At 38.0% G+C, this 13517-nt stretch carries 17 protein-coding genes; 6 read left to right on the top strand and 11 right to left on the bottom strand.

What is annotated here, in order from left to right; translation table 11 throughout:
• Nucleotides 1-58 precede the first annotated feature (58 nt).
• Nucleotides 59-448, top strand: coding sequence for a RidA family protein (locus AAJG31_RS14950; RefSeq protein WP_279493373.1), 390 nt, complete (start codon nt 59-61; stop codon nt 446-448).
• A gap of 89 nt (nt 449-537) precedes the next feature.
• Here the strand turns inward: AAJG31_RS14950 and AAJG31_RS14945 are convergent, their stop codons facing one another.
• A complete protein-coding gene (locus AAJG31_RS14945; protein ID WP_048394004.1) occupies nt 538-1119 on the bottom strand; it encodes a TetR/AcrR family transcriptional regulator in 582 nt (193 codons plus the stop codon).
• A 248-nt stretch (nt 1120-1367) separates the two neighbouring features.
• On the opposite strand from AAJG31_RS14945, the gene AAJG31_RS14940 reads away from it, so the two are divergent.
• The 3 genes from AAJG31_RS14940 to AAJG31_RS14930 are packed head-to-tail and all read left to right on the top strand — an operon-like array spanning nt 1368 to nt 4640.
• Nucleotides 1368-2573, top strand: a complete 1206-nt coding sequence (locus AAJG31_RS14940) for an MFS transporter (RefSeq protein ID WP_279493374.1) — start codon at nt 1368-1370, stop codon at nt 2571-2573.
• Between the two features lie 23 nt (nt 2574-2596).
• Nucleotides 2597-3670: an LLM class flavin-dependent oxidoreductase gene (locus AAJG31_RS14935; RefSeq protein ID WP_279493375.1), complete on the top strand. Its 1074-nt coding sequence runs from the start codon at nt 2597-2599 to the stop codon at nt 3668-3670.
• Between the two features lie 28 nt (nt 3671-3698).
• On the top strand, nt 3699-4640 hold the full coding sequence (locus tag AAJG31_RS14930; RefSeq protein ID WP_066037938.1) for an alpha/beta hydrolase: 942 nt from the start codon (nt 3699-3701) through the stop codon (nt 4638-4640).
• Between the two features lie 103 nt (nt 4641-4743).
• On the opposite strand, the gene AAJG31_RS14925 is transcribed toward AAJG31_RS14930, so the two are convergent.
• The 4 genes from AAJG31_RS14925 to AAJG31_RS14910 all read right to left on the bottom strand — a co-directional run bounded on the left by AAJG31_RS14925 (nt 4744) and on the right by AAJG31_RS14910 (nt 7468).
• Complete coding sequence (locus AAJG31_RS14925; RefSeq protein ID WP_054549741.1) at nt 4744-5682, bottom strand: ring-cleaving dioxygenase; 939 nt, start codon at nt 5680-5682, stop codon at nt 4744-4746.
• A 75-nt stretch (nt 5683-5757) separates the two neighbouring features.
• The gene (locus AAJG31_RS14920; RefSeq protein ID WP_004231581.1) at nt 5758-6351 is read right to left on the bottom strand and encodes an NADPH-dependent FMN reductase; all 594 of its coding nucleotides are present in this window, start codon (nt 6349-6351) and stop codon (nt 5758-5760) included.
• A gap of 137 nt (nt 6352-6488) precedes the next feature.
• The gene (locus AAJG31_RS14915) at nt 6489-6833 is read right to left on the bottom strand and encodes a hypothetical protein (protein WP_054549695.1); all 345 of its coding nucleotides are present in this window, start codon (nt 6831-6833) and stop codon (nt 6489-6491) included.
• Nucleotides 6834-7048: 215 nt separating this feature from the next.
• Entirely contained in the window at nt 7049-7468 is a 420-nt protein-coding gene (locus AAJG31_RS14910; protein ID WP_054549696.1) for an Lrp/AsnC family transcriptional regulator, read from the bottom strand.
• A gap of 110 nt (nt 7469-7578) precedes the next feature.
• Here AAJG31_RS14910 and AAJG31_RS14905 point away from each other — a divergent pair, with 110 nt between their 5' ends.
• A complete protein-coding gene (locus tag AAJG31_RS14905) occupies nt 7579-7983 on the top strand; it encodes a carboxymuconolactone decarboxylase family protein (protein ID WP_048393996.1) in 405 nt (134 codons plus the stop codon).
• Nucleotides 7984-8024: 41 nt separating this feature from the next.
• On the opposite strand, the gene AAJG31_RS14900 is transcribed toward AAJG31_RS14905, so the two are convergent.
• Together AAJG31_RS14900 and AAJG31_RS14895 are read right to left on the bottom strand one after the other, a co-directional pair.
• Entirely contained in the window at nt 8025-8444 is a 420-nt protein-coding gene (locus tag AAJG31_RS14900; RefSeq protein ID WP_054549697.1) for an Rrf2 family transcriptional regulator, read from the bottom strand.
• A 103-nt stretch (nt 8445-8547) separates the two neighbouring features.
• A complete protein-coding gene (locus AAJG31_RS14895; protein WP_054549698.1) occupies nt 8548-9075 on the bottom strand; it encodes a cupin domain-containing protein in 528 nt (175 codons plus the stop codon).
• Nucleotides 9076-9282: 207 nt separating this feature from the next.
• On the opposite strand from AAJG31_RS14895, the gene AAJG31_RS14890 reads away from it, so the two are divergent.
• A complete protein-coding gene (locus AAJG31_RS14890) occupies nt 9283-9654 on the top strand; it encodes an SMI1/KNR4 family protein (RefSeq protein WP_241489993.1) in 372 nt (123 codons plus the stop codon).
• A gap of 26 nt (nt 9655-9680) precedes the next feature.
• Here AAJG31_RS14890 and AAJG31_RS14885 read toward each other — a convergent pair whose 3' ends face one another.
• The 4 genes from AAJG31_RS14885 to AAJG31_RS14870 all read right to left on the bottom strand — a co-directional run bounded on the left by AAJG31_RS14885 (nt 9681) and on the right by AAJG31_RS14870 (nt 13044).
• Nucleotides 9681-10802, bottom strand: coding sequence for a serine hydrolase (locus tag AAJG31_RS14885; RefSeq protein WP_054549699.1), 1122 nt, complete (start codon nt 10800-10802; stop codon nt 9681-9683).
• Nucleotides 10803-10815: 13 nt separating this feature from the next.
• Nucleotides 10816-10950: a DUF4303 domain-containing protein gene (locus AAJG31_RS14880; RefSeq protein WP_217492442.1), complete on the bottom strand. Its 135-nt coding sequence runs from the start codon at nt 10948-10950 to the stop codon at nt 10816-10818.
• Between the two features lie 78 nt (nt 10951-11028).
• The gene (locus AAJG31_RS14875) at nt 11029-11472 is read right to left on the bottom strand and encodes an SRPBCC family protein (protein ID WP_054549700.1); all 444 of its coding nucleotides are present in this window, start codon (nt 11470-11472) and stop codon (nt 11029-11031) included.
• Nucleotides 11473-11595: 123 nt separating this feature from the next.
• On the bottom strand, nt 11596-13044 hold the full coding sequence (locus AAJG31_RS14870) for an Msr family ABC-F type ribosomal protection protein (RefSeq protein WP_054549701.1): 1449 nt from the start codon (nt 13042-13044) through the stop codon (nt 11596-11598).
• Between the last annotated feature and the right edge of the window lie 473 nt (nt 13045-13517).

The following is a 13517-nucleotide window of genomic DNA, read 5'->3' as shown; positions in this document are numbered from 1 at the left end:
ATTACTTTATGCTATTTTGATTAGAGATATAAATTAAACAGAGACAAGGACTGATTCTATGAAAATTGCGAGAAACCCTCAGAACATTCATCCACCCGTTGCTCCTTATGTTCATCAAATTGAGGTGACGGGACCTCAGAGATGGTTAACATTATCAGGACAAATTGGCATTATAGCTGATGGATCTATACCTGAAGATGCAATAGCTCAATTGAAGATAGCACTTGAAAATATTAAAAGAAATCTAGATAGTGCCGATATGGAGGTTCAAGATATTACAAAGCTCGTCTTTTATTTAGTGGGGGATATGGATGCTATTCAACGTAAGGAAATTATCAGTGACTTCTTGGAGGAACATCTTCCATGCACAACATTAATGTATGTCGTTGCACTCGCTACGCCAGCTTTAAAGGTTGAGATTGACGCATGGGCTTGTAAGGAATTATAAATTCATCCTATGTTTTATAAACTAAATTTGTGCATTTTTTTCTTATTTTTTCAATACCCCTTTAGCAACGCTAAAGGGGTATTGCCTTATTATTTAAGTAATGTCAGCGTCGTTGCAATGGCATTATCAACAAACGAGCGTTGTGGCTGCGATTTCAGCATAACTGTTAACCCTATTAACGCAACAATTAATGCTTGCGCTAAAGACTTTGAATCCGTGTTCGCCTCTAGTTCTCCTGATTGAATTCCCCGTTCAATTGTCTCCTGAAAAATTACTGATAGATAGAGTTGATGCTCTCTTGTCAAAATCTCGAACTTCTCATCATGTGGAGCTAATTCAACCATTGTATTGATACAAAAACAGCCATTACTAAGATCTTTTGTATATTCAGCAGTAATCACATCTTCAAAAAATATAGAAAACGCCTGTTTTACAGAGGCATAACTTTGAAGTTTAGTCCGTATTTCGGATGCGCGAGTTGTCGTATATCTACGAAGTGCCGCTTCAAATAGTTCCTTTTTATCCCCAAACGTTGAATAAATACTAGGACGCTGAATCCCCATTCTAGTAGTAAGATCACTTAAAGAAGTCGCTTCATATCCCTTCTCCCAAAATAATTGCATTGCTGCCTCTAACACTTTTGCCTCATCAAATTCCCGAGTTCTTGCCATTATAGATACACCCCCATTAGGAAAAAATAGTAAGTTAATCATTGAATTTTACGATACTAAACAGTATGTAATTATTTTATATCTGGCTTTTTTTATTGTCAATTTCATTTCATCAATCGAAATAAAAAGAAAATATATACCAAATAAATATTGACAAATCCAATGTAGTTAAGATATATTTACCAATAATTATTTTGTACCGAACGGTATGTTATAATTACAATTCAATTAGAAAGGGAGGTTACAATGTGAACAATGCAAATGATGATGCAATTCATATAAATCAATCATCTTCTTTATCCCAAGCTGTAACATTATTATTCGCTACAGCCTGCGGAATGTCTGTCGCCAATATTTATTTTGCTCAGCCGCTGCTAGATGAATTATCGAATGATTTTGCTATTGATCAATCAATTATTGGTTTGATTATTACTGTCACACAAATTTTCTATGGGCTAGGCTTACTTCTTCTAGTTCCACTTGGAGATTTACTAAACCAACGACGCTTGATTATTGGACAAATGCTATTGTCCTCTGTTGCTTTGCTTCTAGTCGGTACTGCCTCCTATGTTGTAGTGCTATTTGCGGGTATGGCCTTAGTTGGTCTACTTGCAGTCGTGACTCAAACCCTTGTTGCGTTCGCTGCAACTATGGCTTCCTCTACAGAACGTGGTCGTGTCGTAGGCATTGTTACAAGTGGCATTGTCATTGGCATACTACTTGCTCGTACCTTTGCTGGGTTAGTAACAGATCTTGCAGGGTGGCGTTCTGTCTATCTAGCCTCCGCCGCGTTCATGCTTCTAATGAGTGGTATGTTTTTAAAAGTTTTACCAAGGGGCGAACGTGAAGTAAAATCAATCACCTATTCTCAGCTAATTCAATCCGTGTTTACGCTGTTTATTCAAGAGCGAACATTACGTATCCGCTCTATTCTAGCCCTGCTAATTTTCGCTGATTTTAGTATTTTGTGGACGCCCCTTGTTCTGCCACTTAGTTCACCACCATTTTCTCTATCACACACTGTAATTGGCGCTTTTGGTCTTGTAGGTGTGGCAGGGGCATTAGCTGCTGCACAAGCGGGTAAACTTGCTGACCAAGGCTATGGACAAAGAACGACAGCTATTGCTTTAACGCTTTTACTTATCTCCTGGATATTTATTAATTATTTAGATAAGTCATTCTTGGCATTAATTATTGGCATTGTGTTACTTGACTTGGCAGTACAGGCAGTGCATGTCACAAACCAGACGATGATTCTCCCATTACGTATAGAAGCACGAAGTCGACTGACCGCAGGCTATATGGTGTTCTATTCTATTGGTAGTGCTAGCGGTTCAATCGCATCGACTCAGATGTATGCACATTTTGGTTGGGGAGGGGTTTGCTTACTCGGAGCCTCTATTAGTACAATTGCTCTTCTTTTTTGGGCAATAACTAAACGATTTACTAAATAAAATTAGACTTGGAGAGATAACAAATGGAAATAGGAATTACTTCTTTCGTAGAAACAAAACCAGATGTTCACAGTGGTGAAGTAATTAGTCATGCACAGCGTTTACGTGAAGTAGTAGAAGAAATCATTCTTGCAGATCAAGTAGGATTGGATGTCTTTGGCATTGGTGAGCATCATCGTGAAGACTATGCCGCCTCTTCTCCAGCAATGGTGCTATCTGCTGCTGCTTCTCAAACGAAAAACATTCGACTCACAAGTGCTGTAACAGTCCTTTCTTCGGCAGATCCTGTGCGTGTTTTTCAGGATTTTGCCACATTGGATGGACTATCAAATGGACGTGCAGAGATCATGGCAGGTCGTGGTTCTTTTATCGAATCCTTCCCCTTATTTGGCTACGATTTACATGATTATGATGAATTATTTGAGGAACATTTAGACTTACTACTTAGCATTCGTCAGTCTGAGAAAGTAGTTTGGGAAGGTAGACATCGTCCAGCAATCAATCATTTAGGTGTGTATCCTAGACCTGTTCAAAAATCTCTCCCAATCTGGGTGGCTAGTGGAGGAAATCAACAATCTGCTATGCGTGCTGGCCTTTTAGGATTACCCCTTATGCTAGCAATAATTGGTGGCAGCCCAATGCAATTTGCACCGATTGTACAGCTATATAAAAAGGCAGCACTTCATGCAGGTCATGATTTATCAAAACTTCAGGTAGGTTCTCATTCAATAGGTTTCGTTGGATCGAATACGGAATGGGCAGCAGACACATTTTTCCCATCAACAATGGCTGGTATGAATAAATTAGGCAAGGAAAGAGGCTGGCCTTATTATGACCGTTCTAGTTATGATGCTGCAAGAAGCTTTGAAGGAGCATTATATGTTGGTGATCCAGATACAGTTGCTGAAAAAATTATTCATCTTCGTAAACATGTAGGAATTACACGGTTTATGCTATACGTTCCTTTAAGTACCATGCCGCATGATCAAGTCATGCAAGCTATAGAACTGCTTGGAACAGAAGTTGCTCCCCGTGTACGTGAAGAAGTCGCTAAATGGGAAGCTGAAATGGCTCTAGAAGGAAAGCCATTTCTTTAAGATTCATTATTCAACAGGAGGAGTATATATGACTATCATTAACCGAATTTTACCAGAATTAAGGCAGGCTTACTCAGAATTTCCTGGCTTTCGATTGGAGGAGGATTTAACTTGGAGTCGAGGTCTCTTGTCCAATCCACCTTCAAAAAAATCAGAAGATGTACTTACGACCAACTGTATGATTCCTAGAGGTGACGGGGACGAAATGCTGGTTAAAATCTATGAACCAGCTAAACGGGAGCAGGATAAACTTCCAGCTATGCTTTGGATTCACGGAGGTGGCTTTGTCATGGGGCACCCTGATATGGATGATGTTTTATGTGAACGCTTTGTTGAGACAGCTAACTGCGTTGTCGTATCCATTGATTACCGACTAGCGCCTGAACATTCCTACCCCGCGGCTATTGAAGATTGTTATGCTGGATTAGTTTGGATGACTAATGAGCACCAATCACTTGGTATCGATGTCAAACGGGTGGCAATTGCTGGAGCAAGCGGTGGAGGAGGATTAACAGCAGCACTTGCATTAATGGCTCGTGATAAAGGAGGACCATCAATTATATTCCAGATGCCACTGTATCCGATGCTTGATAACCGAAATGTAACACCTTCCAGCTATGAGATTATTGATGATCATGCAACATGGAGTAGAACAAATAATTTGACTGCTTGGCATTTGTACTTAGGAGAGGAAAAGGACATCAATGCCCGTTCTCCGTATGCGGTCCCTGCAAGAGCTGAAAACTTTGCAGGATTACCGTCAACCTATATATGTATTGGCCAACTTGATTTATTTCGTGATGAAACCATTGATTATGTAACACGTCTTGCGCAGGCAGGAGTGGACGTTGAATTCCACCTCTACCCTGGCAGTTACCATTGCTTTGAGGTCTTTGTGCCTGAAGCAAAAGTAAGTCAACAGGCTATTCAGAACTATTTAGATGCCATGGCACGTGCACTCAATTTTTGATTAGCATTTCGCCTTCTAATAATAAAAAATGCGAAAATCTATTGTGGACGTTCTATCTCATAAATCTCGCAAACTTTAGCTTAGCTTGATCCTGCAAACCCGCTTAATCAAGCTCACGCACTTTAATCGGGATTAATGTTCTTTCTAGTTGTTCACGATGTTGCTCGTATTGAGGTGGCAACATTAATTGGCTTCCCATTGTCTCTGGTGTCTCGTCATGAGCAAATCCAGGAGGATCTGTAGCGATTTCAAATAAGATTTCGCCAGGTTCACGGAAATAAATCGCATTAAAATAATTACGATCTTTTACTTCTGTTACATGTTGTCCATGATTCATCACATACTCTTGCCATTCTAAATGATCTGTATTATCTTGGGCTCTCCACGCAATATGATGCACAGTTCCTACACCCATTTGGCCCCCTTGACCTGCAACTGTTTTTAAATCCACTGTATTGCCGATCTCTGCACTAGAAGTAAAACGCGTATAGTCACCTTCCGTCGCTACCTTTTCAAGACCCATTACTTCTGTTAAAACTTTGGCAGTTTCTTCAGGGTGACTTGAGAATAGTGTAGCTCCACCAAATCCTTTGATAGCAACCTCAGGTGTTACTTCACCAAATGACCATTCGTTGTGCCCGCCTTTCGCACGTGCCACGAGTTCAATATGCAAACCATGTGGATCATCGAATTGAATGACTTGCTCACCAAAACGTTCAGCTTTTTGGAAAGGAATCGAGTATTTCGCTAAGCGATTAACCCAAAATGGCAGTGCTCCTTCTGGTACAACATACGTTGTAACCCCAACCTGACCATCACCAATACGTCCTTGATAAGCATTAGGCCAAGGGAAGAAGGTAATGATTGTTCCTGGTTTCCCACCTTTGTCACCGAAATATAAATGATATGTGCCCGGATCATCAAAGTTTACTGTTTGTTTTACTAAACGTAAGCCTAATACTCCCGCATAAAAATCAATATTCTCTTGCGGATGTCCTACGATCGCTGTGATATGGTGTATACCTGCTGTATGTTTTTTCATGTTAACAAGCCCTTTCATGACTATATTTCTCACCTATACTATGCCCTATTTATACCTACCTCAATCTGTAAAAGCTTAGCGAATTGTATACAACGCTTTAGACCATGGGATCAATTGATCTAACATTTGGTTTACTGAATCTATTTGTACTTCTTTTGGTTTAAATTCTGTGCCATTTTCAAAATCTGTGAATAATGATAGTGCTGGATGAACACGCACATCTGCGATTAAAAGCTCACCCATAATCCCACGTAAATGTTCTGCTGCACGAGCACCGCCAACAGAACCATAAGATACGATTCCAGCTGCTTTGTTATTCCATTCAACACGTAAGTAGTCTAGTGCATTTTTTAATGCCCCTGTAATAGAGTGATTGTATTCTTGTACGATGAATACAAAACCATCTTGTTTAGCAATAATTTCTGACCAACCTTGTGCTCCTGAAGCATCCTGTCCTGGCTCACCTAATAATGGTAATTTATAATCAGCAATATCAATCACTGTATAATTGGCATCTCCACGTTGATCTGCAATTTCCTTTACCCACTGTGCTACTTGAGGGCTTACACGCCCCTCACGAGTTGATCCAATAATAATACCGATATTTAATTCTGCCATTGTTTGTTCCTCCTCTTTTTTTGTACGAAATAATTTATTAAAAAACCCCATAATTGTACCTCCTGGCGAAGCTAAAGGTTCGAATTCATTTATCTTGAATTTATTTATCTTGAATTCGAGATAATAATAACACGATATTTTTATAAACGTCAACAACTTTGTTTTGAAAATTAAAAAGGCAGAGATAATTAATTCTCTGCCTTCCCTAAAAGCTTATAAACTTGTGTTTTTAGATAACGATATTGACTATCATTAGTATCTTGAAAAGCCTCTACCCTATTTGAATCAATATCTTGGTAGTCGATTAGGTATGGAAATTGTTCCTCGGAGAAATCCTTTCTTTCTCCATTAATAATATTATAAAAGTGCCAGCCTTCCTCAAGAAATGTCTTCCTAATTTCTCCGCCAAGAATATCCTGCACAACTAATGAAGTGACGCCACATTGTCCTTTTGCAGGGCTGTCCACACTCCATTTAGAACTTGATTGAATGGACCATGATTTTCTTAAGGCATTTAATACGTCTTTTTCCATGCAAAAACTCCTTTCAAACACTTTAAAATGGAACTTCATCCATTCTTATTGGTGTCGACTTCCCTACTCCCCAATCATATTTAAAAGCACCATAGACAATACTATCTGTCACAGTACCATCTTATTTTCCCAAGCATTTATTTTGCACTAATAAATGAACTAAATCATCAATTTCTTCTTCAAATAATTTGATTTCCATACATATCTCCCTTCATCTATACGTCCTCACATATATCTGAAAAAATAAAGTTAGTTTTCGTATGTGCATATGGTTGTAATGCATCAATAAACTGCTCTACATCAGGAAAAGATTGAAAATGCCCCTTTAATAAAAAACATGACTCACCTGAAATGCGATAGCAGAAGTCTATATTTGTATAAACCTTCAGATGTTCTTTAAAGTCTGCATAGCGGTTATTTTTGATTGTCGCTTCAACAATAGCGTCAATTGGATAACCTAATGCTTTTTTATTAATATCCAATGTATACCTCTTAATAACGTTCTGTTCCTCTAATTGCCGTATTCTTTCGCGAACTGCTGGTGCAGATAAGTGAACCCTTCTCCCTAGTTCGCTCATAGAAATTCGACTATCTTCTTTTAATTCTTTAAGTATCATTTCGTTAATGAAATCCATTTTGTAAATACCCCTTCTTTTTGAAGGAAAAAAATCATATTTCCCTTCGAATTGATATGTTAACTTCGTTATGAACATTTTACACTAATTAATAGAAGGAGGAATGATTGATGACACTTATTCAATTATATGACAAGGGCTTAACACCCTTTCAACAATTATTAGGCTACAACAAGGGAATTCAGCTGCACTGGCAGCAGTTGGGGGAGGTACTCGAAAAAGACGGGCATCTATCCGCTTCATTAAAAGAAGAGGTTCGAAAAACTTTAGCTCAAAAAAATGGCTGTCAGTATTGTCAGGCAAAAGGCAAGCCTGATCCCCAGAACTATGATGAGAAAACGGCAGTATGCACAGGTTTTGCGGAAGCATTCTTAGCTGCTAAGGGGCACACCGCCCCCAACGTCACGGCTGTATTAAAGGACTATTTAACAGAAGCCGAGATTAGCGAGCTACTAGCATTTATTTGCTTCACGACAGCACAGCAATATTTTGGCGCACTCATGCAATTAAAATAATAAGGAGCTAGGGGGCGAAACCCTAGTTCCTATTCCAGCTGCTATCCTTTTAATTCCATTTTATTAGCTATATCTATAATAAATTTCTTACTAAGCTCTTCTTTCATATTATTTTCAGCATCCACCATCACTTGTTCAATGAGACAGCCTTGATGATGGAAGGAATGATCGTGTTCAGAGGAACAACTAAATAATGAGGTTTGTCCTTCAATTGCATATATCACATCTAAAAACGATATTTCATGGGGGCGCTTAGAAATTCGATAACCACCGTTGACACCCGGGTTCGACTCAATTAAACCTGCCTTCACAAGCTTAGTTAATATTTTGGAAAGATAGGTTGGAGATAATTTTTGCATTTCTGCTAAAGACTCTACACTCATTGATTTCCCTTTGGGATTGAGTGTTAAAAACACCATTGTATGTAAAGCATAATTTGTTGCTTTTGAATACTTCATCATTCATCACCCTTCATTCAGGACCTTTATTATCTGCAATTAAAACACATTCTATCATAATTCAAGAAAAAAGCATGTTTTGTATGAAAACACGCTTTTATGATCCCTAGTCATGCTGTCCATAACCCGCTTCTCCAGCAAGAGCATCAGCCTTTGTTACTTGTACAGTCCCAAATGGATGATTTGGTGGCGCATAAATCGTGTAAAGCTTTAGTGGTTTATCCCCTGTATTCGTAACATTATGCCATGTTCCTGCTGGTACCATAATAGCCGTATCTTCTGCGACATGTCTCTGATAGTTTAAATAATCTCTAGTTGGCCCCATTTGAGTTAATCCATGCCCCTCCTCAATACAAATGAATTGGTCCACATGTGGGTGTACTTCTAAACCAATATCTTCTCCGACATTAAGACTCATCACCGTTACTTGTAAGTTTGACCCTGTCCACAATGCTGTACGATAATTTTTATTGCGCTTTGTAGCCTCTTCAATGTCGATAACAAATGGTGTTGGCCCAAAATCATTCTGGACATTACTTCTTGGCGCTCGTTCTGTCTGATTTGGATAGGCCCAATAAACAGGTTGATAACCGTAATGATACGATTGATAATTACCGTAATAAGGGTGGTACATTTATCTCAATCCTCTCATGCTTGATAACGCTATAGTATGCAGTTGAATGAAAGAAGGTACTCACATGTAGTGTGACTTAATTGAGTAATCTTTATATAGAGACTGGAGGTAGATACAGTGTATGCTAGATTAACAGAAAAACTTGCAGGCACTCCTGCAATTAAATAGTTTTCTGGACACGTTGTAAAACATGAATGGATTGTAGAAGTGGAAGCAGAGTTAGGATTTGAATTACCACCACCCTATTGCTGGTGGTTAAAAAATTATGGCAATGGGCAGCTGAATGGTGGATCTATTCTCTCAATCGGTCCACCAGTATACAGAGACATCAATGATCATGATATTCTCTATATACATCGTCTTAACTTGGCTGACGAGGAGTGGTGTAAACAATTTCCGAATAGATTGGATTTATTTATTCCAGACTCTGACGAATTGTACTTCTTTGATCGTTCGTCTAAAGATGAACACGGCGAATTTCCAGTTATGTGCTATGACTTAATGAATGACATGATCTATGAATATGCCTCTTCTTTCTCAGAATTTCTTGAAAAACTGATTGATGAGCGTAGTCAATAGTATGAGTTGCCTTATCTATGGGCAACTCACAACTCGGAAAATTCCTCTTTCAAACGCTTACGAAATTTATCATCTGTAAGAAATTTCAATTGAAAACTATTCATACTATTTGAGAGCTTAATCTGCTCCATTGTATTTAAGTTGTTAGCGAAAAAGGCTATTTCTGTTTGATTTCCATCTTTATCTTCCGCATAGGCTGCTAGTGTTAACACAAATGCCGTCGATCCTCCCTTTTGACCAGCATGTTTTAACCATGCTTGATTTCTAGGATTCTGCATCAATTGCTCCAACACGGGATCTAAATATTTATGTACTTCTGCGCTAAAGAAATTTTTACCATTCATTTTTTCTAAAATAGAGATGTAATCACTTGTTGTGGCCCTTATTAAACGATCAGACCATATCTTTTGAAAATCCATATTGAGCATTTTTTGAGCTTTTGTTTTCTCCTCAATTGTTAAAGGATGTTCTATCCAATTCGAATGAATAGCCAATGCACGCTCACGATATTCAACCATATCCATTTTTCGCAAAGCAGTTAATGTTGCTTTTTTCGTTAAATTTTTTTCCTCCATCAAGTGAATGGGAATATAAAGTGCACTTACAATTGGATACAAAGGTTCATGATCCTCTACATTTAACTGTGTAAGCACATCATTAATTATTTGAAAGTCTAATACATGCATTAAATATTCCGTATTTGCATTGGAGCTATAGGCAATCATGCCATTTGCTACTTCACTTAAAGGTACACTATCTGCACCCTGAAGGTTTAACTGCGCCAACCATGCTTTATGTGCGCCACCATCTGTTTTAGGAATGTAAAATGCCTCTAACTCCTTTAGATTTACTTGCTCTTTAGGATTAATACGGCCATCCGCTGCTTGTTGCGCATAGGCGATGGCTACGATTATTTTAACCGTACTTGCTAACGGTAGCTGTTCCTTGGTGTTTAGCTCCACCCAATGTTGTTGATTATATTGAATGGCTACGGAAATATTTTTATCCTCTTTATGTTCCTTGATAAATTGCACGATATATTCAGGATCGTTCTTCTTGATTTCTTTTTGAAACTTCCAAAAAATAATGCTACATACAAAACCTATACAAACCAAAACACCGCCAATCATCCAATACAACTTTTTCATATTCATCCCTCCATCACTCAGCTGCTTCTAACAACCATTGCTGTAATACTGTAGACGACTGGTTATTTAATCGTAATGCTATTTCTGTTTTTATTTCTGGAGGCATTACTTCAACAAGTATGCATACAGAATCCCTTGCTTGATTCACCTCGAATAACCCTTCTTAGCACAAACTAATTCAGCTCCAATTGCTCGATGATATCGATCGTTGACATACCTCTCCTCCTTAATGAATTAGAGAAGCTCGTAAATTGCTAACCCCATTTTCTAAATATCCTTTGAGGCATGTTAATGTATAGACCCAACCCTCTTTTTGGCCCATCATTTTTGTCACAATTTCTGGGTCATGTGCATTTAACCCAGATTCTACAACAGTAATAATTGTTTCACTTTGTGATTCTTCAAAAGAGACGGTAACCATTGTCACTTCACCATGCTCTTCTCCCCAAACAAACACAATTTTTTTATTCATCTCCATTTCAAGCACAGTGATCACACCCTCTGCACCATACTCCTCATATTTAAGCGTGATTCTTTTACCTTCTGCCCATCTTTCGGAACTGCTAGAAAACCAATAATGACCGATTTCAGTAGGGGAAATAATGGCTTCAAATACTTTATGGGCTGGTTGATTGATTTTTAGTTTCGTCGTCACATCCGTATTTATCATCATTCATCATCCTTTTTCATATTGTCTATCTACACCTTCGCCGAAATTTTCCATTAACCTTCCTTACTAATAAAAATTCACTAAAAAAGGTGCGATTCTCCTAATGGAATCGCACCTTTTCACTTAAAGTATTTTTTTATTATGAACAGTAAACTGAATATCTGCTACATTGTCGATAAAATTTTTATCATGTGTGACAAAGATTATTGTTCCCTCATAAGCAGCTATAAATTGTTCAAGGGCTTCGAGTGCTTGAATATCTAAGAAATTAGTTGGTTCATCCAACAGCAAAATATTATAATTTCCTAAAAATAGCTGACAAAGCTGAAGGCGTATGGCCTCACCACCACTAAGTGTGGTAATTTTCTTTTGTAAATCAGTGCCAGCAAACTGCATGGAATGAAGTACGCTTCGTAATAAACTTTCATCATATTCAGAGCGATTCTTTAAAAATTGTAGCACTGTTTCCTCACCAGCAAATTGGTAGCTCATCTGATGAAAATAACCTATTTTAGCCTTTGGAGAAATAGTTATACCCTCACCATTATTGGCTATATGTTTTAGTAATGTACTTTTACCACTACCATTGTTACCCTTAAGCGCAATTTTTTTACCTAACGGGATTTGGAAGCTCACCTCGTGTAATAGTACCTTATCTTGGGCATGTAAAGTGAATCGATCTGCCATAATGGGATACTTATTATGCAATTCCAAAGCTTTTGATTGTCGAAAAACAATTTTTCTTTCTTCCTGCACCGCTTCTGCTTTATGAAGCTTCCCTATCCGATGTTCGATAGCTTTTGCTGCACGCTGTACGGCTTTTTGACTTGTGCCTTTGGACTTTGTCATAAACATACGATTAGGTTTAGCGTTAGCCTCTCTTTTAGACATATTGCCTGCCTGAGCAATTTTTTCAGCTTTTTTCATTTTTTCATCTACAGCTTTTTCAAGTCTGCTCTTTTCTTTCAAGTATTGTTCATGAGCCTGATTTTGTTGATCTTGCTCTAATTGCTTTTGCATGGCATACTCGTTGTAATTCCCTGAGTAGATCGTTACCTTACCACCATCTACCTCCCATATCGTTGTAACCAGCTCATCTAGTACAGCACGATCATGGCTGATGAGTATGAGGGCCCCATAATAATAACGTAATTCATCTAATAAAAATGAGATGCCGAGTTGATCCAAATGTGTTGTCGGCTCATCAATAAGCAAAGCTTCCTCATAAGAAGTAAATAATTGTGCTAGCTTTAATCTTGTTTGCTCTCCACCACTTAATCCTTCAGAATACGTAGGTACTGCTAATTTCCCTAATAACTGTGGATCTGCCTCTATTAACGTTGGTGCCTCCATCTGTTCAAAGTATCCGAAATGAACATGCCTTTTCAATTTCCCACTTACTGGTTGTATCTTGCCAGCAAGTAACTTCATCAACGTACTTTTACCTGCACCATTTTTACCAACGATTCCTATTCGGTCAAATTGATGCACAGCTAATTTTTCAATATTTAATAGTTCTTTATCTAAATAAGTAACGACTACATTCTCTAACTCAAAGCAAACCTTTTCCATTTTGCTACCTCCCGAAATTGATCATTCCGTACCGATAGCGATGGTATCGATACGAGCTTTTAATCAAAGCTCGTATTAAAAGAATAATAGACTATACATTTCACTTTCCTCCCTACATTCAATAAAAAAACACAGACAAATTTGCCTGTGATGTAAAGTAAAAGAGATTTATTATAAGACAAGCGTCTCTTTTTTCTCATGATTATGAAGATGATTAAAAAAGGACAGACTATCCCATTTACTCTGGTGTCACAAAACAGCGTTTGGCCCTATTCAGTTACTGGTTCAACATTGGGAAACGTAGTCTCATAGCATGTATCATTTTTTAATAACCCTCCTAGCATTGTTACGACTATTATAAATTCTGGCTATAATATGTCAAGTTTCCAAAGTTCTCTCTAAAGACACACTAATTACTGTCGATATATCACAAATGAACATTCCAAAAAGTATATCATTTGGTGAAAACCTGA

Source organism: Lysinibacillus sp. BS3, assembly GCF_039614735.1.
GTDB classification, from domain to species: Bacteria; Bacillota; Bacilli; order Bacillales_A; family Planococcaceae; genus Lysinibacillus; species Lysinibacillus capsici.
This window is presented reverse-complemented; position numbering and strand designations above follow the sequence as displayed.